Origin of the sequence: Streptomyces sp., from assembly GCF_031181705.1 — a bacterium.
Lineage (GTDB): Bacteria > Actinomycetota > Actinomycetes > Streptomycetales > Streptomycetaceae > Streptomyces.
Window position 1 is genome coordinate 1 of record NZ_JAPSKN010000112.1, and the last position, 19,178, is coordinate 19,178.

Sequence of the window (19,178 nt, forward strand, 5' to 3'; positions counted from 1 at the left end):
CATCGTCCACGTCGAGGTCCAGACCCCGACCAAGCTCGACCCCGAGCAGGAGCGCCTGCTCCGCGAACTCTCCAAGCTGCGCGGCGAGGAACGCCCGACCGGCCAGTTCCAGCCGGGCCAGCAGGGGTTGTTCTCGCGGCTGAAGGACGCGTTCAACGGTCGCTGAGGCCGGCGGCGCCGGAGGTGCGGAAGGGGTAGTTCCTCTGGTCTATGCCACGCGGCAGGCCGGTTTCGGAGTTGTCCGGAGGACGTGACAACATGCGGTCATGTCCTCCGCACTGACCGATCTCTTCCCGCTCCCGATCGTGCAGGCCCCCATGGCGGGCGGCGTCTCCGTGCCGAAGCTCGCCGCCGCCGTGTGCGAAGCGGGCGGGCTCGGGTTCCTCGCCGCCGGGTACAAGACCGCCGACGGGATGTACCAGGAGATCAAGCAGCTGAGGAGCCTCACCGGCCGGCCCTTCGGGGTCAACCTCTTCATGCCGCAGCCGGAGTACGCCGACCCCGCCGCCGTCGACGTCTACGCCCACCAGCTGGCCGGCGAGGCCACCTGGTACGAGGCCGAGCTCGGCGATCCGGAGAGCGGCCGGGACGACGGCTACGAGACCAAGCTCGCGGTGCTCCGCGACAACCCCGTCCCGGTGGTGTCGTTCCACTTCGGCGTGCCGCACCGCGAGGTGATCGACACCCTGCACCGCGTCGGCACCTTCGTCCTGGCCACCGCCACCACCCCCGACGAGGCCCGGGCCGTCGAGCGGGCCGGTGCGGACGCCGTCATCGCGCAGGGCGTCGAGGCCGGCGGCCACCAGGGCACCCACCGGGACGTCCCCGACACGGACGGCTCCGGCCTCGGCCTGCTGACCCTGGTCGCCCAGATCCGGGAGGCCGTCGGCATCCCGATCGTCGCCGCCGGCGGCATCATGCGCGGCGGCCAGATCGCCGCGGTCCTCGCGGCCGGCGCCGCCGCTGCCCAGCTGGGCACGGCCTTCCTCGCCACGCACGAGTCCGGCGCGCACGCCCTGCACAAGCAGGCGCTGACCAACCCCCTGTTCGTGCGGACGGAACTGACCCGCGCCTTCTCGGGCCGCCCGGCGCGCGGACTCGTCAACCGCTTCCTGCGCGAGCACGGCCCGTACGCGCCCGCCGCCTACCCCGAGATCCACCACCTCACCTCGCCGCTGCGCAAGGCCGCCGCCAAGGCCGGGGACGCGCAGGGCATGGCGCTGTGGGCCGGGCAGGGCCACCGGCTGGCGCGCGAACTGCCCGCCGGGCGGCTCACGGAGGTGCTGGCCGGTGAACTCGCCGCCGCCAGGACAGCGTTGTCGGGCGGGGGCCTGCCGGGCGGAGGTCTTCGATGACCGCGCCGGTGTTCGTCGTCCAGCACTTCGACGCGGGTGGCGGCGGACGGTACGTCCTGGACGGGCCGGAAGGGCGGCACGCCGTCTCCGTGAAGCGGCTGCGGGCCGGGGAGGACGTGGTCCTCACCGACGGGGCCGGGCGCTGGGCGGACTGCGTGGTGCTCGGCAGCGAGGGCAAGGACCGGCTGATCGTCCAGCTCGACTCGGTGAGCGAGGAGCCGCCGGAGCAGCCGCGGGTGACCGTCGTGCAGGCGCTGCCCAAGGGCGACCGCGGGGAGCTGGCCGTCGAGACCATGACCGAGGTCGGCGTCGACGCCGTCGTGCCGTGGGCGGCGGCCCGCTGCATCACGCAGTGGAAGGGCGAGCGCGGCGCCAGGGCGCTCGCCAAGTGGCGGGCCACCGCCCGGGAGGCCGGCAAGCAGTCGCGCCGGGTGCGCTTCCCGGAGGTCGCCGAAGCGGCCACGACCAAGCAGGTCGCCGCGCTGCTGCGGGACGCCGACTTCGCCGCGGTGCTCCACGAGAGCGGCGATGTCCCGCTGGCGACGGCCGAGTTGCCGGCCGCCGGCGAGATCGTCCTGGTCGTGGGTCCCGAAGGGGGTGTGGCGCCGGAGGAGCTGGCGCTGTTCGAGGAGGCGGGGGCCGGGGCGTATCGCCTCGGGCGCAGTGTGCTGCGCACATCGACCGCCGGGACGGCGGCCGCGGCCGTCCTCCTGGCTCGTACCGGCCGCTGGTCCTGAACCCCCTGGAGGCACCGTGGAACTCGCCCAAGTACGCCTGCTCGTCACCGACTTCGCCGCGTGTTACCGCTTCTACGGCGATGTCCTCGGCCTCAAGCCGCAGTCCGGCGCGAGTGAGGGCCCGTACGAGAAGTTCAGCCCCGCGGTCGGCTCCGCCGGGATCGCGCTGCAGGACCGGTCGATGATGGCGGAGGTGCTCGACGAGGTGGGGGAACCGGCCACCGGGCACCGCTCCCTGGTGGTGCTGCGGGTGGACGCGCTGGACGCGTACTGCGAGGAGATCACGCTGCGCGGCGCCACGGTCCTGCACGGGCCGGCGCCCCTGACCGACCGGATGCGGGTCGCCCATCTCAAGGACCCCGAGGGCAACCTGGTGGAGCTCCAGGAGTGGCTGCTGCTGCGCGGTTGACGCCTTTGCGCCCTACCGCGCCGCCCGCGTCGATGGCAGGCTGCCCTTCATGGGGGCTTCGAGGAGGTTTCGGCGGGGGCCGCGCGGGCGGCGGGCGGCCGTGGCGGCGGTGTTCGCGGTCGTCGCCGTGGGCGGCGCCGTCGCCTGCGAGCCGGGCGGCGGCATCGGTTCCGCCGCCGTGGCGTACACGACCGACGAGACCGTGACGCGGGAACTCAACCGCCAGAAGGCGGGCGTGCGGTGGCTCAGCTGCACCGCCTCCTACGGCGACAGCGGCGGGAACACGAAGTCGTCGCCCTCGGCGAGCGAGAACACCGTCGCCACCGTCGACTGCCAGGGCGAGACCGAGGACGGCAAGGACATCACCGTCGACGGCAAGGTCACCCACGCGGTGGACGGCGCCTGTGTGCGCGGGAACATCACCGCCAAGGTGGACGGCAAGGTGTGGTTCGAGGTCGACGGGCTCGGCGACTGCGACGCCACCAGCCCGCCCCCGGTGGGCGGCGGCCCCACGAACGGCGGCCCGGCACCCACCGTCACGGTGACCGTCACGCAGACGATCTGGTGCGACCGCTACCCGGACTGCCGCCCTGTCGAGGGCAAGTGATCCGAACCCTGTCCGCGCGGCGCCCGACCTGCATAGGGTGATCAGGTGACATCGCCTGCTTATCTCCGGTTCCCGCACGTGCACGGCGACCTGGTCGCCTTCACCGCCGAGGACGACGTGTGGCTCGCGCCACTCGACGGTGGCCGGGCCTGGCGGGTCAGCGCCGACAACACGCCGGTGACCCACCCCCGCATCTCGCCCGACGGCACCACCGTCGCCTGGACCTCCACCCGCGGCGGGGCCCCCGAGGTGCTCGTCGCCCCGGTCGACGGCGGCCCCGCCAGGCGCCTGACGTACTGGGGCAGTTCGAAGACCCAGGTGCGCGGCTGGACGCCCGGCGGCGAGGTCCTGGCGATCAGCTCCCAGGGGCAGGCCAGCCTTCGTCGCACCTGGGCGCGTGCCGTCCCGCTCGACGGCGGCCCGGCCGCCACCCTGCCGTACGGGCCGGTCGGCGACGTGGCGTACGGGCCGCACACGGTGCTGCTGTCCGCGCCGATGGGGCGCGAGGCGGCCTGGTGGAAGCGGTACCGGGGCGGCACGGCGGGCAAGTTGTGGATCGACCGCGAAGGCGACGGCGAGTTCGTGCGGCTGCACGAGGACCTCGACGGCAACATCGAGTACCCGCTGTGGGTGGGCGACCGGATCGCGTTCCTCTCCGACCACGAGGGCACGGGCGCGCTCTACTCGTCCCTCGCCGACGGTTCGGACCTGCGCCGCCACACCCCGCAGGGGGGCACCGCCCGTTCGGGCGAAGCCGGGAGCGGGGGAGGGTTCTACGCCCGGCACGCCGCGACCGACGGCGCCCGTGTCGTCTACTCCAGCGCCGGTGAACTGTGGATCCTGGACGACCTGGACGCGGCCGAGCCGCGCCGCCTCGACGTGCGCCTCGGCGGTCAGCGCGTCGACCTCCAGCCCTTCCCGGTCAACGCCGCCCGCTGGTTCGGCTCCGCGTCCCCGGACCACACCGCGCGCGGCAGCGCCGTCTCCGTGCGCGGCACCGTCCACTGGGTCACCCACCGCTCCGGCCCGGCCCGGGCGCTGGCCGCGACGCCCGGCGTACGGGCCCGGATGCCCCGCACGTTCCGCGCCGACGGCGAGGAGTGGGTGGTGTGGGTGACGGACGCCGAGGGCGACGACGCCCTGGAGTTCGCGCCCGCCACCGGCCTCGCCCCGGGCGCCACCCCGCGCCGGCTCGCCGCCGGACAGCTCGGCAGGGTGCTGGACCTCGCCATGGCCCCCGACGGCAGCCGGGCCGCCGTCGCCTCCCACGACGGGCGGCTGCTGCTCGTGGAGCGGGAGACCGGCGAGGTGCGGGAGGTGGACCGCAGCGAGGACGGCGACGTGTCGGGCCTGGTCTTCTCGCCCGACTCGGCCTGGCTCGCCTGGTCCCACCCCGGCCCGCGGCCCCTGAGCCAGCTGAAGCTCGCCAACACCACCGACCTGTCGGTCACCGAGGCGACCCCGCTGCGCTTCCAGGACTACGCGCCCGCGTTCACGACGGACGGCAAGCACCTGGCGTTCCTGTCGACCCGCTCCTTCGACCCGGTCTACGACGAGCACGTCTTCGACCTGGCCTTCGTCGAGGGTGCCCGGCCGCACCTCATCACGCTCGCGGCGACCACCCCGTCCCCGTTCGGGCCGCAGCGGCACGGCCGGTCCTTCGAGACGCCCGACCGGGACGAGACCCCCGACAGCGAGGGCACCCCCACCACCCGGATCGACCTGGAGGGCCTCGCCGACCGCATCGTGCCGTTCCCGGTCGAGGCCGCCCGCTACTCCAACCTGCGGGCCGCCAAGGACGGCGTGCTGTGGCTGCGCCACCCGGTCGCCGGTGTGCTCGGCGCGTCCCGGGCCACCCCCGACGACCCCGAGCCGAAGACCGAGCTGGAGCGCTACGACCTCGCCCAGCAGCGCGTCGAGCATCTCGCCGTCGACGCCGACCACTTCGAGGTCAGCGGTGACGGCAAGCGGGTGCTGCTGTGGACCGACGGACGGCTGAAGGTCGTCCCCAGCGACCGGCGCGCCTCGGGCGACGACGACAGCGACAGCAACATCACCGTCGACCTGGGCCGGGTCCGGCAGATGATCGACCCCGCCGCCGAGTGGCGGCAGATGTTCGACGAGAACGGCCGCATCATGCGGGACCACTTCTGGCGGCCGGACATGAGCGGCGTCGACTGGACCGGCGTCCTCGACCGCTACCGCCCGGTCGTGGAACGGCTCGCCACCCACGACGACCTCGTCGACCTGCTGTGGGAGGTCCAGGGCGAACTCGGCACGTCCCACGCCTACGTCACCCCGCGCGGCGGATCCGGCGGCGGCCCCCGCCAGGGACTGCTCGGCGCCGACCTCAGCCGCCACGAGGACGGCACCTGGCGCGTCGACCGCATCCTGCCCTCGGAGACCTCCGACCCGGACGCCCGCAGCCCGCTCGCCGCACCCGGCGTCGCGGTACGCCCGGGGGACGCCGTCGTGGCGGTGGCCGGACAGCCCGTCGACCCCGTCACCGGCCCCGGCCCGCTGCTGATCGGCACGGCGAACAAGCCGGTGGAGCTGACCATCTCCCCGGCCGGCGGCGGCGAGCCGCGGTACGCGGTGGTCGTCCCGGTCGCCGACGAGGAGCCGCTGCGCTACCACGCCTGGGTCGCCGACCGCCGCGCCTACGTCCACGAGAAGTCCGGCGGCCGCCTCGGCTATCTGCACGTCCCGGACATGCAGGCGCCCGGCTGGGCCCAGATCCACCGCGACCTGCGCGTCGAGGTGGCCCGCGAGGGCCTCGTCGTCGACGTCCGAGAGAACCGCGGCGGCCACACCTCCCAGCTCGTCGTGGAGAAACTCGCCCGCCGCGTCGTCGGCTGGGACCTGCCCCGCGGCATGCGCGCCGAGAGCTACCCGCGCGACGCGCCCCGCGGCCCGGTGGTCGCCGTCGCCAACGAGTTCTCCGGCTCGGACGGCGACATCGTCAACGCCGCGATCAAGGCCCTCGGCATCGGCCCGGTGGTCGGCACCCGCACCTGGGGCGGCGTCATCGGCATCGACAGCCGCTACCGCCTGGTCGACGGCACCCTGGTCACCCAGCCGAAGTACGCCTTCTGGCTGGAGGGTTACGGCTGGGGCGTGGAGAACCACGGGGTGGATCCCGACGTGGAGGTCGTACAGAGCCCGCAGGACTACGCGGCGGGCAGGGACAGGCAACTGGACGAGGCCGTCCGCATGGCGCTCGAGAGCCTCGAGACGGCACCGGCGAAGACGCCTCCGGGCCTGCCCGGTTGACAGACGCCGACCGCGGGACCAGCCGCGAAGCACCCGCACCCGACGACGATACGATGCCCGAGTCGGACCGTATTCGGCCAACCCCCGGAGGGAAAATGGCAGGGGAACCCCAGGACGACTGCCTGTTCTGCAAGATCGTCGCAGGCAGCATCCCGGCGACGATCGTCCGCCAGACGGAGACGACCATCGCGTTCCGCGACATCAACCCCCAGGCTCCCACCCACGTCCTGGTCATCCCCAAGGCGCACTACGAGAACGCCGGTGCCCTCGCCGCCGCCGACCCGGCCCTCACCGCGGACGTGCTCCGCGAGGCCCAGGCCGTCGCGGACGAGGAGAAGCTCGACAGCTACCGCCTCGTGTTCAACACCGGCAGCGGCGCCGGCCAGACCGTCTGGCACGTCCACGGCCACGTGCTCGGCGGCCGCGGCCTGGCATGGCCCCCGGGATAGCGCCTTGTCCGTACGCGAACTCGTCGTCCTCGGCACGGCCAGCCAGGTCCCGACCCGGCACCGCAACCACAACGGCTACCTGCTGCGCTGGGACGGCGAGGGCATCCTGTTCGACCCCGGCGAGGGCACGCAGCGCCAGATGCTGCGCGCCGGGGTCGCCGCGCACGACCTGAACCGGATCTGCGTCACGCACTTCCACGGGGACCACAGCCTCGGCCTCGCCGGGGTGATCCAGCGCATCAACCTCGACCGCGTCCCGCACCCGGTCACCGCCCACTACCCCCGCTCCGGGCAGCGCTTCTTCGACCGGCTGCGGTACGCCACCGCCTACCGCGAGACCGTCGGCATCACCGAGGCGCCGGTCGACACCGACGGGCCCCTCGCCCGCGCGGACGGCTACTCGCTGGAGGCACGCAGGCTCTCGCACCCGGTGGAGTCGTACGGCTACCGGCTGGTCGAGCCCGACGGCCGGCGCATGCTGCCCGAGCGGCTCGCCGCGCACGGCGTCACGGGACCGGACGTCGGCCGCATCCAGCGGGCGGGATCCCTCGGCGGGGTCTCCCTCGAGGACGTCAGCGAGGTGCGGCGCGGGCAGCGGTTCGCGTTCGTCATGGACACCCGCCTGTGTGATGGCGTGTACGCGCTGGCCGACGGCTGCGACATGCTCGTCATCGAGTCGACCTTCCTCGACGAGGACGAGCGACTCGCCGTCGAGCACGGTCATCTGACGGCCGGTCAGGCGGCCGGGGTGGCGCGGGAGAGCGGGGTGCGGCACCTGGTGCTGACCCACTTCAGCCAGCGCTACGGCGAACCGGAGGAGTTCGAGCGGCAGGCGCGGGCCGCCGGGTACGAGGGCGAGCTGACCGTGGCACGCGACCTGCTGCGGGTACCGCTTCCGAAGCGTCGGTGAAACGCCCGTACGATGCGTTGATGCCCATCCCCAAAGCCGAACTGCACCTTCACATCGAAGGAACCCTGGAGCCGGAGCTCGCCTTCGAGCTCGCCGCGCGCAACGGCGTCACGCTGCCGTACGCCGACACGGACGAGCTGCGCGAGGCCTACCGCTTCGAGGATCTCCAGTCGTTCCTGAACCTGTACTACGAGCTCATGGCCGTCCTGCGCACCGAGCGGGACTTCGAGGACCTGGCGAACGCCTACCTGGCCCGGGCCGCCGCCCAGGGCGTGCGGCACGCGGAGATCTTCTTCGACCCGCAGGCCCACACCGGCCGCGGTCTGGAGCTCGGCACGGTCGTCGAGGGGCTGTGGCGGGCGCTGGGGCGGAGCGAGGCGCATCACGGGGTCTCGACCCGGCTGATCCTGTGCTTCCTGCGCGACGAGTCCGCCGAGTCGGCCCTGGCGACCCTGGAGGCGGCCAAGCCCTACCTGGACCGGATCACCGGCGTCGGACTGGACTCGGCCGAGGTCGGGCACCCGCCGGCGAAGTTCCGCGAGGTCTACGAGGCGGCCGCCGCGCTGGGCCTGCGGCGGGTCGCCCACGCGGGCGAGGAGGGGCCGCCGGAGTACATCACCGAGGCGCTGGACGTGCTCGGCGTCGAGCGGGTCGACCACGGGCTGCGCTGTGTGGAGGACCCGGCGCTGGTCGAGCGGCTGGTGCGGGAGCGGGTGCCGCTGACGCTGTGCCCCCTGTCGAACGTCCGGCTGCGGACCGTCGACACCCTCGCCGACCACCCGCTGCCCGCGATGCTGGACGCCGGCCTCATGTGCACGGTCAACTCCGACGACCCGGCCTACTTCGGCGGCTACGCCGGCGACACCTTCGACGCCGTGCGCGCGACCCTCGGTCTGGACCGGGAGCGGCTGCGCGAGCTCGCCCGCAACTCCTTCCTCGCCTCCTTCCTGGAGGACGACGAGCAGCTGCGGGCGCGGTACCTCGCCGAGGTCGAGGCGTACACCTTCGGCTAGGCGGGCCGCGGCGGACCCGCCTGGAAAGCCCGCGTCAGAGGGCCTCCGACCCCGCCTTGCCGTAGGCGCGCCGGGCGGGGACGGCCGGGGTCTCCACGGGGATCTCCACCACCGGCTGCTCCGGGGCGCCGATCCGGGGAATCGCGCCGGTGGGCGTGCCGGTGGCGGCGGCGACCAGGGCGGCCGGGTGCCCGCCGCGGCGGCGGATCGCGCCGGGCAGCAGCGGGCGCCCGCCGGTGTGCAGGGCGACGGCGGTCATCGGCAGCGCGATCACCAGCAGACCGGCGCCGAGGACCAGGCCCATGACCGGGAACCCGGCCTGCGCCGACAGCACACTGCCGGTCAGCGGCCCCGCGGCCGTGCCCAGCGAGGACGCCGAGCCGACCAGTACCGCCCAGCGGCCGCGCGGGTCGAGCGAGGCGGCCAGCCCGATCAGGTACGACAGCACCACCGGGTACAGCGTGTTCCAGGCGATCTCGCCGGCCGCGAAGCTGCCGAGGCCCGTCGCGGAGGCGCTGACGGCGATGCAGCCGGCGATCAGGACCGTGCCCAGGCCGATCGGCACCGCGCGGCCGAGCCGTGCCCCGAGCGCGCCCGCGGCGAGGACGCCGGCCAGTCCGGCGCCCAGTGCCACGGCGAACACGGCACCCACGGTGGCCTCGCCGAGGTGGGCCTGTTCCAGCCCGATGCGTCCGCTCACGCCCCACAGGGAGTTCTGGGCGAGCGACCAGCAGACCATGGCGGCGGCCAGCACCAGGCCGGAACGGGCGTGCGGCAGCCGGGCCTTGTCCCGCCGGGCCGGTGTGGCGGGCACGCCGGAGGGGAGACGGCCGGTCAGCGGCCACACGGCCAGCGCCGTGAGGGCGATCGCGGACAGCGGCAGGCCGTGCCCCGGGCCCAGGTGCGGGACCGTCAGATACACGGCGCCGGCGAGCGCGGAGACGCTCAGCAGCCCGGCGGTGGAGGCCCGGTGCGGGTCCTTCTGGGCGGCGATGAGGGTGGCGGCGACGGTGGTGGCCGTGCCGGAGCCGAAGCCGCCCGCCATCGCACCGGCGACGACGGCCGGGACGGTGGTGGTCAGGGCGGCACCGCCGTAGCCGAGCACGGCCAGGACGAGGCCGAGCCGGGCGAGGGTGCGGGCGCCGATCCGTTCGACCCGGGAGGCCAGGGCGAATCCGGCGGCGGCCGAACTCAGCAGCAGCGCGCTGCCGACCGCACCGGCCTGCGTGGCGGAGAGCGGAAGGGCCGAGTCGAGCCTGCCGACGGTGGTCGGAAGCAGGTACGGAGCGAGGTACCCGGCCGTGAAGAGGGCGACGAGGGGCCAGGGAGTGGTGCGGGGGGCGAACACGGGCGTTCCCAGGGCATGCGAAAGGAGCGGGAGAAAAGGGGAGATGGGGCGACGACCGTCGACGGACAGGAACGCGCGGGCAATTTGTATCAAGCAGATACTCCGGCACGGGAGCCCGGGGGGTGTGATGTGGATCACGTTGTGTTTGGGAGGGTGAACCCCGGGTAAACGAGCCGGTTCCCGCTAGCGCCAGTGCACCGATCCGGCCCCCGTCGGGACCGTCGCCTCGATCTTCGCCCGGACCTCCCGCATCACGGCGACGATCCGCTCCTCGTGCTCCGGGGTGAGCCGCGCGACCGGCACCGAACAGCTGATCGCGTCCTGTGCCGGGGTGTCGTAGCGCAGCGCGAAGCCGAAGCCGACGATGCCGGGCACGCCCTCCTCGCGGTCCACGGACCAGCCGCGGTCCCGGATCCGCGCGAGGTCGGCCGCCAAGGACTCCCGACCGGTGTGCGAATGCGGGGTGAGCGCCTCGTACGGCCCCTCGGGCAGCTCCTCGTCGGGGCGTTCGGCCAGCAGCGCCTTGCCCAGGGCGCCGACGTGCGCGGGCAGGCGCCGCCCCACCCGGCTGATCGTCCTCAGGTACTCGTGCGACTCGCGCGTCGCCAGGTACGCCACGTCCCGGCCGTCCAGCCGGCCCATGTGGATGGTCTCGCCGAGCGCGTCGGACGCCTCGTCGAGATACGGCCGCACCACCCGGACCCGGGGGTCGGAGTCGAGGTAGCTCGTGCCCGTGAGCAGGGCGTGGATGCCGATGCCGTACAGCGAGCCGGTGACGTCGGTGCGGACCCAGCCGCGCGAGATCAGGGTCTGCAGCAGCGCGTACATCGAGCTGCGCGGCACGTCGAGCGCGTCGGCCAGCTCCTGGAGCCGGGCCGGGCGGTCGCCGCGCGCCGCGAGGAGTTCCAGCAGCTCGACCGTGCGCGCCGCGGACTTCACCTCGCGGACGCCCCCTGTGTCTGACATGGGCCGATGGTAATCGCCCCGCTGCGCCCGGTTGACGGCCTCCGTTCGCGTATCTAACCTTCATTCTCATACGTGGATCACGTCTACATAAGGAGATGCCCGTGAGCGCTGGACCCGTGGCGGTCGCGCAGCGGCTGCGGGAGGGCATGGCGGGCGGCGTGCTGTCGTTCCCCCTGACCAGCTTCCGCGACGACGGCACCCTCGACCCGGACGGTTTCCGCGGCCACGTCGCCGAGCGGCTCGCCGCCGCGCCCGGAGCCGTCTTCCCCGCCTGCGGCACCGGGGAGTTCTTCTCGCTGGACGAGGACGAGTACCGGCAGGTCGTCACCATCGCCGTCGAGGAGGCGGCCGGCCGCGTCCCCGTCGTCGCGGGCACCGGCTACGGCTGGGCGCAGGCCGCCCGGTTCGCGCGCATCGCCGAGGACGCCGGAGCGGACGCGCTCCTGGTCCTGCCGCACTACCTCGTCGCCGCCCCGCAGGACGGCCTGGTCGCCCAGCTGGAACAGCTCGCCGCCCGCACCCCGCTGCCCCTGATCGCCTACCAGCGCGGCCAGGTCGCCTTCACCGCCGAGTCGCTCCGGCGCGTCGCCGCCCTGCCGACCGTCATCGGCCTCAAGGACGGCCACAGCGACCTGGACCGGCTGCAGCGCCTCACGCTCGCCGCGCCCGAGGACTTCCTGTTCTTCAACGGGGCCGCCACCGCCGAGGTCCAGGCCCGCGCCTACGCCGCCGTCGGCGTCCCGGCCTACTCCTCCGCCGTCCACGCCTTCGCCCCCGAGATCGCCGACGCCTTCTTCGCCGCCCTGCGCGACGGCGACCACGGCACGGTCGACGAACTGCTGCGCGACTTCTACGTCCCGCTCGTCGAACTGCGCGACCGCGTCCCGGGCTACGCCGTGTCCCTGGTGAAGGCCGCCGCCCGCCTGCGCGGCCATCCGGTGGGCCCCGTACGCGCCCCGCTCACCGACCCCTCGCCCGCCGACCTGACCGCCCTCGGCACCCTCCTGCGCACCGGACTCGACCTCGTGGGAGCCGCCCTGTGAACCTCACCGTCACGGACGTCCGGCTCACGCCGATCCTGGTCGCCGACCCGCCGCTGCTGAACACGCAGGGCGTGCACCAGCCCTACACGCCCCGGCTGATCGTCGAGGTCGTCACGGCGGACGGGATCACCGGCGTGGGGGAGACCTACGGCGACACCACGTACCTGGAACTGGCCCGGCCCTTCGCCGAGCGGCTCAAGGGGCGTGCGGTCAGCGACCTGAACGGGCTGTTCACGCTCGCGGACGAGGTCGCCGTGGACGCCTCCCGCATCGAGGACGCCGTCGACGTCGGAGGCCTGCGGGGCGTGCAGACGGCCGGGAAACTGCGGCTGTCCGTGCTCTCCGGGTTCGAGGTCGCCTGCCTCGACGCCCTCGGCAAGGCCCTGGGGCTGCCCGTGCACGCGCTGCTCGGCGGCAAGGTGCGCGACGCCGTCGAGTACAGCGCCTACCTGTTCTACAAGTGGGCGAGCCACCCGCAGGGCGTGCCGGCCGAACCGGACGACTGGGGCGCCGCCATCGACCCGGCGGGGGTGGTGGAGCAGGCCCGGCGGTTCACGGAGCGCCACGGCTTCACCTCCTTCAAGCTGAAGGGCGGCGTCTTCCCGCCCGACGAGGAGATCGCCGCCGTACGGGCGCTCGCCGAGGCCTTCCCCGGGCGTCCGCTGCGGCTGGACCCCAACGGCGCCTGGTCCGTGGAGACCTCGCTGCGGGTGGCCGGGGAGCTCGGGGAGGTCCTCGAGTACCTGGAGGACCCCACCCTCGGCACCGACGGCATGGCCGAGGTCGCCGCGGGGACCGGCGTGCCGCTGGCCACCAACATGTGCGTGACGACCTTCGCCGAGATCAAGGAGGCCTTCACCCGCGACGCCGTGCAGGTCGTGCTCTGTGACCACCACTACTGGGGCGGTCTGCGCAACACCCAGCAGCTCGCCGCCGTCTGCCGGGCCTTCGGCGTCGGCGTGTCCATGCACTCCAACACCCACCTGGGCATCTCGCTCGCCGCGATGACGCACGTGGCCGCCACCGTCCCGGACCTCCACCACGCCTGCGACTCCCACTACCCGTGGCAGTCGGAGGACGTCCTCACCGAGCGCCTCGCCTTCGAGGACGGCAGGGTCGCGGTGTCCGACGCCCCCGGGCTCGGCGTGGAGCTCGACCGGGAGCGGCTGGCCGTGCTGCACCGGCGGTGGCTGGACGACGACGGCGCGCTGCGCGACCGCGACGACGCGGCGGCCATGCGGAGCGCGGACCCGGCGTGGCGGACGCCCGCGATGCCGCGCTGGTGAGGCGCGTGGTCCAGGGGGGCGTGCGCGGGCCCCGCGCGAGCTGACAGGCCGGGTGGGCCCCGCGTGATCGGCGTCACGTTGTCGGTGACGTGGTGCAGACTGGCCTGATCCGCACCACGTCAGGGAGCGCATCGTGACCGCGTCCACCGCCCCGGCCGGAAAGGGCCCGGCCGGAAAGGGATCGCACCGTCAGACCCAGGTCGATCCCCTCGCCCCGCTGCGCAGTCCGGACGACCCGCCCTGGGACGTCTACCTCACCGGCACCGTCTTCCTCGACATCATCTTCACCGGCCTCGACTCCGCCCCGGTGCGCGGGACGGAGTCCTGGGCGCGCGGGATGGGGTCGAGCCCCGGCGGTGTGGCCAACATGGCCACCGCGCTCGCCCGCCTCGGCCTGCGCACGTCCCTGGCCGCGGCCTTCGGCGACGACCACTACGGCGACTACTGCTGGGACGCCCTGGAGCACGGCGAGGGCATCGACCTCTCCCCGTCGCGCACGGTGCCCGGCTGGCACTCCCCGGTGACCGTCTCCATGGCCTACGAGGGGGAGCGCACGATGGTCTCCCACGGCCACGAGCCGCCCCCCGAGGAACCGGCCCCCGAGTGCCCACCCCGGGCCCGGGCCGCCGTGGCCTCCCTCGCGCCCGGCGTCAGCGCGCCCTGGATCGCCCAGGCCGCGAGCAAGGGCACCCGCGTCTTCGGCGACGTCGGCTGGGACGACACCGGCGCCTGGGACCTCGCCGGGCTGCCCGACCTGCGGCACTGCGAGGCGTTCCTGCCGAACGCGGAGGAGGCCATGCGGTACACGGGGACGGACTGCCCGCGGGCCGCCGCGCACGCCCTGACCGCGTACGTGCCGCTGGCCGTGGTCACCCTCGGGGCGGACGGGGCGTACGCGGTGGACCGGCGGACCGGGGAGACGGCGGAGGTGCCCGCGATCGAGGTCGAGGCGCTCGACCCGACCGGGGCCGGGGACGTGTTCGTCGCCGGGTTCGTGACCGGGACGCTGGCGGACTGGCCGCTGGCGGACCGGCTGGCCTTCGCGGGGCTGACGGCGGCGCTGTCGGTGCAGGAGTTCGGCGGTTCGCTGTCGGCGCCGGGCTGGTCGGAGATCGCCGCGTGGTGGCGCAGGGTGCAGTCCGTCGAGGGGCAGTCGGCGGTGGCGCTGGAGCGGTACGGGTTCCTGGCCGACCTGGTGTCGGACGAGCTGGTGAGGCCCTGGCCGCTGCGCAGAGCCGTCCCCACGATCGGCTTCCGGCGCTCGGCGTGACCTCCCGGCCGCAGTGCCGTCGCCTTGGCCGCCGTCGCTCCGGAACCCCTGGTGACGAGCCCCGCCCCAAAACCCCTCGGCGTTGTCACTTCCCCGTCGTACCCTGGGAATCGCGAGGCCGCCCTCAGCTACGCGGCCGTGACGAGGAGGAACCGCAGGCCTTCAGCGCCGGCCCATGACTCAGACACCCACAGCTCACACCCCCGCGCAGGAGCAGGCGAGAGCGCAGCTCACTGTCCCCGCCCAGCACCCCATGGTGACCGTTCTGGGGTCCGGCGACTCCCTCCTGCGCGTGATCGAGAAGGCCTTCCCGGCGGCCGACATCCACGTCCGGGGCAACGAGATCAGCGCGGTCGGCGACCCCGTGGACGTCGCTCTCATCGCCCGCGTGTTCGACGAGATGATGCTGGTGCTCCGCACCGGGCAGCCGATGACGGAGGACGCAGTGGAACGCTCGATCGCCATGCTCAAGGCGAGCGACAGCGGCGAGAGCGACGGCCAGGAGACCCCGGCCCAGGTGCTCACGCAGAACATCCTGTCCTCGCGCGGCCGCACGATCCGCCCCAAGACGCTCAACCAGAAGCGCTACGTGGACGCGATCGACAAGCACACGATCGTCTTCGGCATCGGCCCGGCCGGCACCGGCAAGACGTACCTGGCGATGGCCAAGGCGGTGCAGGCCCTGCAGTCCAAGCAGGTCAACCGCATCATCCTGACCCGCCCGGCGGTCGAGGCCGGCGAGCGCCTCGGCTTCCTGCCCGGCACGCTCTACGAGAAGATCGACCCCTACCTGCGCCCGCTGTACGACGCGCTGCACGACATGCTCGACCCGGACTCGATCCCGCGCCTGATGGCGGCGGGCACGATCGAGGTCGCGCCGCTCGCCTACATGCGCGGACGCACGCTCAACGACGCCTTCATCATCCTGGACGAGGCCCAGAACACGAGCCCCGAGCAGATGAAGATGTTCCTCACCCGCCTCGGCTTCGACTCGAAGATCGTCATCACCGGTGACGTGACACAGGTCGACCTGCCGGACGGGACGAAGTCCGGTCTGCGGCAGGTCCAGGACATCCTGGACGGCGTGGACGACGTGCACTTCTCCCGGCTGTCGTCGCAGGACGTCGTCCGGCACAAGCTGGTGGGCCGTATCGTCGACGCGTACGAGAAGTACGACACGAAGCACGGCACCCAGAACGGCGCGCACAAGAGCCGGGACAAGTCCGGGCACAAGGGGAAGTAGACACACACAGCACCATGTCGATCGACGTCAACAACGAGTCCGGAACCGAGGTCGACGAGCAGGCGATCCTCGACATCGCCCGCTACGCGCTCGCGCGGATGCGCATCCACCCGCTCTCCGAGCTCTCGGTGATCGTGGTGGACGCCGACGCCATGGAGCAGCTCCACATCCAGTGGATGGACCTCCCCGGCCCGACGGATGTCATGTCCTTCCCGATGGACGAGCTGCGCCCGCCGTCCAAGGACGACGACGAGCCGCCGCAGGGGCTGCTCGGCGACATCGTGCTGTGTCCCGAGGTGGCCGAGAAGCAGGGCAGGGAAGCGGACACGCAGCACTCCATGGACGAGGAGCTCCAGCTCCTCACCGTCCACGGCGTGCTGCACCTGCTCGGCTACGACCACGAGGAACCGGACGAGAAGGCCGAGATGTTCGGCCTCCAGGCGGCCATCGTGGACGGCTGGCGCGCGGAGCGTGGCCTCACCGGCCCGTCCCCGGCGCCGACGGTCTCGTAGCCGCCGATGAGTCCGCAACTCGCCCTGGGCGCCATCGCCCTGGTCGTCGTGGCCTGGCTCGCCGCCTGCGCGGAGGCGGGCCTCGCGCGCGTCTCCAGCTTCCGCGCCGAGGAGGCCGTGCGCTCCGGCCGCCGCGGCAGCGCCAAGCTCTCCCAGGTCGCCGCCGACCCGACCCGCTACCTCAACGTGGCGCTGCTGGTCCGCGTCGCCTGCGAGATGGCCGCCGCCGCGCTGATCACTTACGGCTGCCTCAAGGAGTTCGACGGCACGACCGAGGCCCTGCTGATCGCCATCGCGGTCATGGTCCTCGTGTCGTACGTCGCCGTCGGGGTCTCGCCGCGCACCATCGGCCGCCAGCACCCGCTGAACACGGCGACGGTCTCGGCGTACGTCCTGGTGCCGCTGGCCCGGATCATGGGACCGATCCCGTCGCTGCTGATCCTCATCGGCAACGCGCTCACCCCCGGCAAGGGCTTCCGGCGCGGCCCGTTCGCCTCCGAGGCGGAGCTGCGCGCGCTGGTCGACCTCGCCGAGAAGGAGTCGCTCATCGAGGACGAGGAGCGCCGCATGGTGCACTCGGTCTTCGAGCTGGGCGACACCCTGGTCCGCGAGGTCATGGTGCCGCGCACGGACCTGGTGGTCATCGAGCGCTTCAAGACCATCCGCCAGGCCCTCACCCTCGCCCTGCGCTCGGGCTTCTCGCGCATACCGGTCACCGGCGAGAGCGAGGACGACATCGTCGGGATCGTGTACCTGAAGGACCTGGTCCGCAAGACGCACATCAGCCGCGACGCCGAGTCCGAGCAGGTCTCCACGGCCATGCGCCCCGCGTTCTTCGTGCCCGACACCAAGAACGCCGGTGACCTGCTGCGCGAGATGCAGAAGGAACGCAACCACGTCGCCGTGGTCATCGACGAGTACGGCGGCACGGCCGGCATCGTCACCATCGAGGACATCCTGGAGGAGATCGTCGGCGAGATCACCGACGAGTACGACCGGGAACTGCCGCCCGTGGAGGAGCTTGGCGAGGGCCGCTTCCGGGTCACCGCCCGCCTCGACATCGGCGACCTGGGCGAGCTGTACGGCCTGGAGGAGTTCGACGACGAGGACGTCGAGACGGTCGGCGGCCTGCTCGCCAAGGCGCTCGGCCGGGTGCCCATCGCCGGGGCGTCGTCCGTGGTCGCCCTGCCCGACGGCCGGGACCTGCGCCTGACCGCGGAGGCCGCGGCCGGCCGCCGGAACAAGATCGTGACCGTGCTCGCTGAGCCGGTGGACCCGCCGGGCCCGCCGGAGCCGCCGGAGCAGGAGAAGCCGGAGTGACCCCGAAGGAGCTGCGCGCGTTCTGCCTGTCCTTCAACGCGGCGGAGGAGGACTTCCCCTTCGGCCCGGAGATCTCGGTCTTCAAGGTGCGGGGGAAGCTCTTCGCCCTCTCGTTCCTGGACGCGCGCCCCCTGAAGGTCAACCTCAAGTGCGACCCCGACGAGGCGGTCCGGCTGCGCGGTGAGCACGAGGGGCTCATCGTGCCGGGCTGGCACATGAACAAGCGTCACTGGAACACGGTCACCGCCGACGGAAGCCTCCCGGACCGGCTGGTCAGGGAACTCGTCGAGGACTCCTACGACCTCGTCGTGGCCGGCCTGCCGCGAGCGGACCGCCTCCGCCTCGACCGCCCCTGACGCTTCCGTATGCTCGGATCATGACCGACAGCAGCGCGCTCGACCCCGAGGACCGCAAGATCGTCACCCTGGCCCGTTCCGCGCGGGCCCGCAACGGCGTGCCCGAGGGGGCGGCCGTGCGGGACGAGACCGGACGCACCTATGTCGCGGGCACGGTGGCCCTCGACTCGCTCAAGCTCAGCGCCCTGCGCACGGCGGTGGCGATGGCGGTGGCCTCGGGAGCGCGGTCGCTGGAGGCGGCGGCGGTGGTGACCGAGGCGGAGTCGGTGTCCGACGAGGACCGCGCCGCCGTGCGGGACCTCGGCAGCGCGCAGACGCCGGTGCTGCTGGCGGGGCTCGACGGGACGGTCCACAGCACGGTCACCGCCGGCTGAACTCCGCTGTGACCGACGGTGATCGAGTGCGATGTCGATCCCGCCGGTCGCGCTCGGGGACGACTCGATCGCGTCCCGCTCACCCTGGTGGAGGCCGGCGGCGGCACCGTCGACTTCACCGTCACCGAGAACCCGGCGATGGCCGCCGGCGCCCCCCGTCGAGCTCGGCCCCCTCAGCGCCACCGTGGCCTGCGGCGACAGTCCGGAGGCCTTCGGTGTCAGAGCGCGTCGGGGCCGCGCTCGCCCGTCCGCACCCGCACGACCGTGTCCACGGGCAGCGCCCACACCTTGCCGTCGCCGATCTTGCCGGTGCGCGCGGCCTGCACGACCGCGTCGATGACGTCCTCGGCGACCGCGTCCTCGACCACGGCCTCGATCCGGACCTTCGGCACCAGATCGACCTGGTACTCCGCGCCCCGGTACACCTCGGTGTGGCCGCGCTGCCGGCCGTAGCCGCTGGCCTCGGAGACCGTCAGGCCGCGCACGCCGAGGGCCTGCAGGGCGTTCTTGACCTCGTCGAGGCGGTACGGCTTCACGATCGCGGTGATGAGCTTCATGCGTGGGGGGTGACCTTCTGGGCGGGGGAGACGACGCAGCCCCGTGATCGTAGGCCGTCCCGGCGGCCCTCGGAGCCGCCGGGCTTCGGGAAAGCCCACGCGGCCGGGATGTACGGGCCGGGGTGCGGAGGGGTCGGTTGGATCAGGGAG

General features: G+C 73.4%; 19 protein-coding genes and 1 pseudogene. 17 read left to right on the top strand and 3 right to left on the bottom strand.

The window, feature by feature from the left end; translation table 11 throughout:
- From RIN80_RS20155 to RIN80_RS20195, 9 genes and pseudogenes are all read left to right on the top strand, one after another.
- Positions 1-166 (top strand): annotated as a pseudogene (locus RIN80_RS20155) (molecular chaperone DnaJ); the annotation flags it as partial.
- Positions 167-266: 100 nt separating this feature from the next.
- Positions 267-1,355: a nitronate monooxygenase gene (locus tag RIN80_RS20160; RefSeq protein WP_309097019.1), complete on the top strand. Its 1,089-nt coding sequence runs from the start codon at positions 267-269 to the stop codon at positions 1,353-1,355.
- Positions 1,352-2,092: a 16S rRNA (uracil(1498)-N(3))-methyltransferase gene (locus tag RIN80_RS20165; protein ID WP_309097020.1), complete on the top strand. Its 741-nt coding sequence runs from the start codon at positions 1,352-1,354 to the stop codon at positions 2,090-2,092. The genes RIN80_RS20160 and RIN80_RS20165 overlap by 4 nt, the downstream gene beginning before the upstream one ends.
- A gap of 16 nt (positions 2,093-2,108) precedes the next feature.
- Positions 2,109-2,501: a VOC family protein gene (locus RIN80_RS20170; RefSeq protein WP_309097021.1), complete on the top strand. Its 393-nt coding sequence runs from the start codon at positions 2,109-2,111 to the stop codon at positions 2,499-2,501.
- A 49-nt stretch (positions 2,502-2,550) separates the two neighbouring features.
- Positions 2,551-3,108: a hypothetical protein gene (locus RIN80_RS20175; protein WP_309097022.1), complete on the top strand. Its 558-nt coding sequence runs from the start codon at positions 2,551-2,553 to the stop codon at positions 3,106-3,108.
- 90 nt (positions 3,109-3,198) lie between these two features.
- Positions 3,199-6,381, top strand: a complete 3,183-nt coding sequence (locus tag RIN80_RS20180; RefSeq protein WP_309097036.1) for a S41 family peptidase — start codon at positions 3,199-3,201, stop codon at positions 6,379-6,381.
- 95 nt (positions 6,382-6,476) lie between these two features.
- Positions 6,477-6,830 carry a histidine triad nucleotide-binding protein gene (locus RIN80_RS20185; RefSeq protein ID WP_309097023.1) on the top strand — a complete coding sequence of 118 codons (354 nt, stop codon included), beginning with the start codon at positions 6,477-6,479 and terminating at the stop codon, positions 6,828-6,830.
- Between the two features lie 4 nt (positions 6,831-6,834).
- Positions 6,835-7,740: a ribonuclease Z gene (locus tag RIN80_RS20190; protein WP_309097024.1), complete on the top strand. Its 906-nt coding sequence runs from the start codon at positions 6,835-6,837 to the stop codon at positions 7,738-7,740.
- Between the two features lie 20 nt (positions 7,741-7,760).
- The gene (locus RIN80_RS20195) at positions 7,761-8,753 is read left to right on the top strand and encodes an adenosine deaminase (protein WP_309097025.1); all 993 of its coding nucleotides are present in this window, start codon (positions 7,761-7,763) and stop codon (positions 8,751-8,753) included.
- 34 nt (positions 8,754-8,787) lie between these two features.
- Here RIN80_RS20195 and RIN80_RS20200 read toward each other — a convergent pair whose 3' ends face one another.
- Complete coding sequence (locus RIN80_RS20200) at positions 8,788-10,113, bottom strand: MFS transporter (protein ID WP_375141747.1); 1,326 nt, start codon at positions 10,111-10,113, stop codon at positions 8,788-8,790.
- A gap of 171 nt (positions 10,114-10,284) precedes the next feature.
- The gene (locus RIN80_RS20205) at positions 10,285-11,067 is read right to left on the bottom strand and encodes an IclR family transcriptional regulator (protein ID WP_309097027.1); all 783 of its coding nucleotides are present in this window, start codon (positions 11,065-11,067) and stop codon (positions 10,285-10,287) included.
- A gap of 95 nt (positions 11,068-11,162) precedes the next feature.
- Between RIN80_RS20205 and RIN80_RS20210 the strand changes: the two genes are divergently transcribed.
- The 8 genes from RIN80_RS20210 to RIN80_RS20245 all read left to right on the top strand — a co-directional run bounded on the left by RIN80_RS20210 (position 11,163) and on the right by RIN80_RS20245 (position 18,471).
- Positions 11,163-12,110: a 5-dehydro-4-deoxyglucarate dehydratase gene (locus RIN80_RS20210; protein WP_309097028.1), complete on the top strand. Its 948-nt coding sequence runs from the start codon at positions 11,163-11,165 to the stop codon at positions 12,108-12,110.
- Entirely contained in the window at positions 12,107-13,396 is a 1,290-nt protein-coding gene (locus RIN80_RS20215) for a glucarate dehydratase family protein (RefSeq protein WP_309097029.1), read from the top strand. Before RIN80_RS20210 ends, RIN80_RS20215 begins: the two co-directional genes overlap by 4 nt.
- Before the next feature lie 133 nt (positions 13,397-13,529).
- Positions 13,530-14,666 (top strand): PfkB family carbohydrate kinase, encoded by a 1,137-nt coding sequence (locus RIN80_RS20220; RefSeq protein WP_309097030.1) that lies wholly within the window; start codon positions 13,530-13,532, stop codon positions 14,664-14,666.
- A 175-nt stretch (positions 14,667-14,841) separates the two neighbouring features.
- Positions 14,842-15,909 carry a PhoH family protein gene (locus RIN80_RS20225; RefSeq protein ID WP_309097031.1) on the top strand — a complete coding sequence of 356 codons (1,068 nt, stop codon included), beginning with the start codon at positions 14,842-14,844 and terminating at the stop codon, positions 15,907-15,909.
- A 14-nt stretch (positions 15,910-15,923) separates the two neighbouring features.
- Positions 15,924-16,421 carry an rRNA maturation RNase YbeY gene (gene ybeY / locus RIN80_RS20230; RefSeq protein WP_020270521.1) on the top strand — a complete coding sequence of 166 codons (498 nt, stop codon included), beginning with the start codon at positions 15,924-15,926 and terminating at the stop codon, positions 16,419-16,421.
- Positions 16,422-16,427: 6 nt separating this feature from the next.
- Positions 16,428-17,741, top strand: coding sequence for a hemolysin family protein (locus RIN80_RS20235; protein ID WP_309097032.1), 1,314 nt, complete (start codon positions 16,428-16,430; stop codon positions 17,739-17,741).
- Entirely contained in the window at positions 17,738-18,097 is a 360-nt protein-coding gene (locus RIN80_RS20240) for an MmcQ/YjbR family DNA-binding protein (RefSeq protein WP_309097033.1), read from the top strand. Before RIN80_RS20235 ends, RIN80_RS20240 begins: the two co-directional genes overlap by 4 nt.
- Positions 18,098-18,117: 20 nt before the next feature.
- Entirely contained in the window at positions 18,118-18,471 is a 354-nt protein-coding gene (locus RIN80_RS20245) for a cytidine deaminase (protein ID WP_309097034.1), read from the top strand.
- 218 nt (positions 18,472-18,689) lie between these two features.
- Here the strand turns inward: RIN80_RS20245 and RIN80_RS20250 are convergent, their stop codons facing one another.
- Positions 18,690-19,028 carry a P-II family nitrogen regulator gene (locus tag RIN80_RS20250; RefSeq protein WP_309097035.1) on the bottom strand — a complete coding sequence of 113 codons (339 nt, stop codon included), beginning with the start codon at positions 19,026-19,028 and terminating at the stop codon, positions 18,690-18,692.
- Positions 19,029-19,178: the final 150 nt, after the last annotated feature.

What these genes read in the sequence shown, in the direction of transcription:
- RIN80_RS20160 (WP_309097019.1), top strand. Translation starts at nt 267, where the DNA reads ATGTCCTCCGCACTGACCGATCTCTTCCCGCTCCCGATCGTGCAGGCC.
- RIN80_RS20165 (WP_309097020.1), top strand. Translation starts at nt 1,352, where the DNA reads ATGACCGCGCCGGTGTTCGTCGTCCAGCACTTCGACGCGGGTGGCGGC.
- RIN80_RS20175 (WP_309097022.1), top strand. Translation starts at nt 2,551, where the DNA reads ATGGGGGCTTCGAGGAGGTTTCGGCGGGGGCCGCGCGGGCGGCGGGCG.
- RIN80_RS20185 (WP_309097023.1), top strand. Translation starts at nt 6,477, where the DNA reads ATGGCAGGGGAACCCCAGGACGACTGCCTGTTCTGCAAGATCGTCGCA.
- RIN80_RS20195 (WP_309097025.1), top strand. Translation starts at nt 7,761, where the DNA reads ATGCCCATCCCCAAAGCCGAACTGCACCTTCACATCGAAGGAACCCTG.
- RIN80_RS20205 (WP_309097027.1), bottom strand. Translation starts at nt 11,067, where the DNA reads ATGTCAGACACAGGGGGCGTCCGCGAGGTGAAGTCCGCGGCGCGCACG.
- RIN80_RS20210 (WP_309097028.1), top strand. Translation starts at nt 11,163, where the DNA reads ATGCCCGTGAGCGCTGGACCCGTGGCGGTCGCGCAGCGGCTGCGGGAG.
- RIN80_RS20225 (WP_309097031.1), top strand. Translation starts at nt 14,842, where the DNA reads ATGACTCAGACACCCACAGCTCACACCCCCGCGCAGGAGCAGGCGAGA.
- ybeY (WP_020270521.1), top strand. Translation starts at nt 15,924, where the DNA reads ATGTCGATCGACGTCAACAACGAGTCCGGAACCGAGGTCGACGAGCAG.
- RIN80_RS20235 (WP_309097032.1), top strand. Translation starts at nt 16,428, where the DNA reads ATGAGTCCGCAACTCGCCCTGGGCGCCATCGCCCTGGTCGTCGTGGCC.
- RIN80_RS20245 (WP_309097034.1), top strand. Translation starts at nt 18,118, where the DNA reads ATGACCGACAGCAGCGCGCTCGACCCCGAGGACCGCAAGATCGTCACC.
- RIN80_RS20250 (WP_309097035.1), bottom strand. Translation starts at nt 19,028, where the DNA reads ATGAAGCTCATCACCGCGATCGTGAAGCCGTACCGCCTCGACGAGGTC.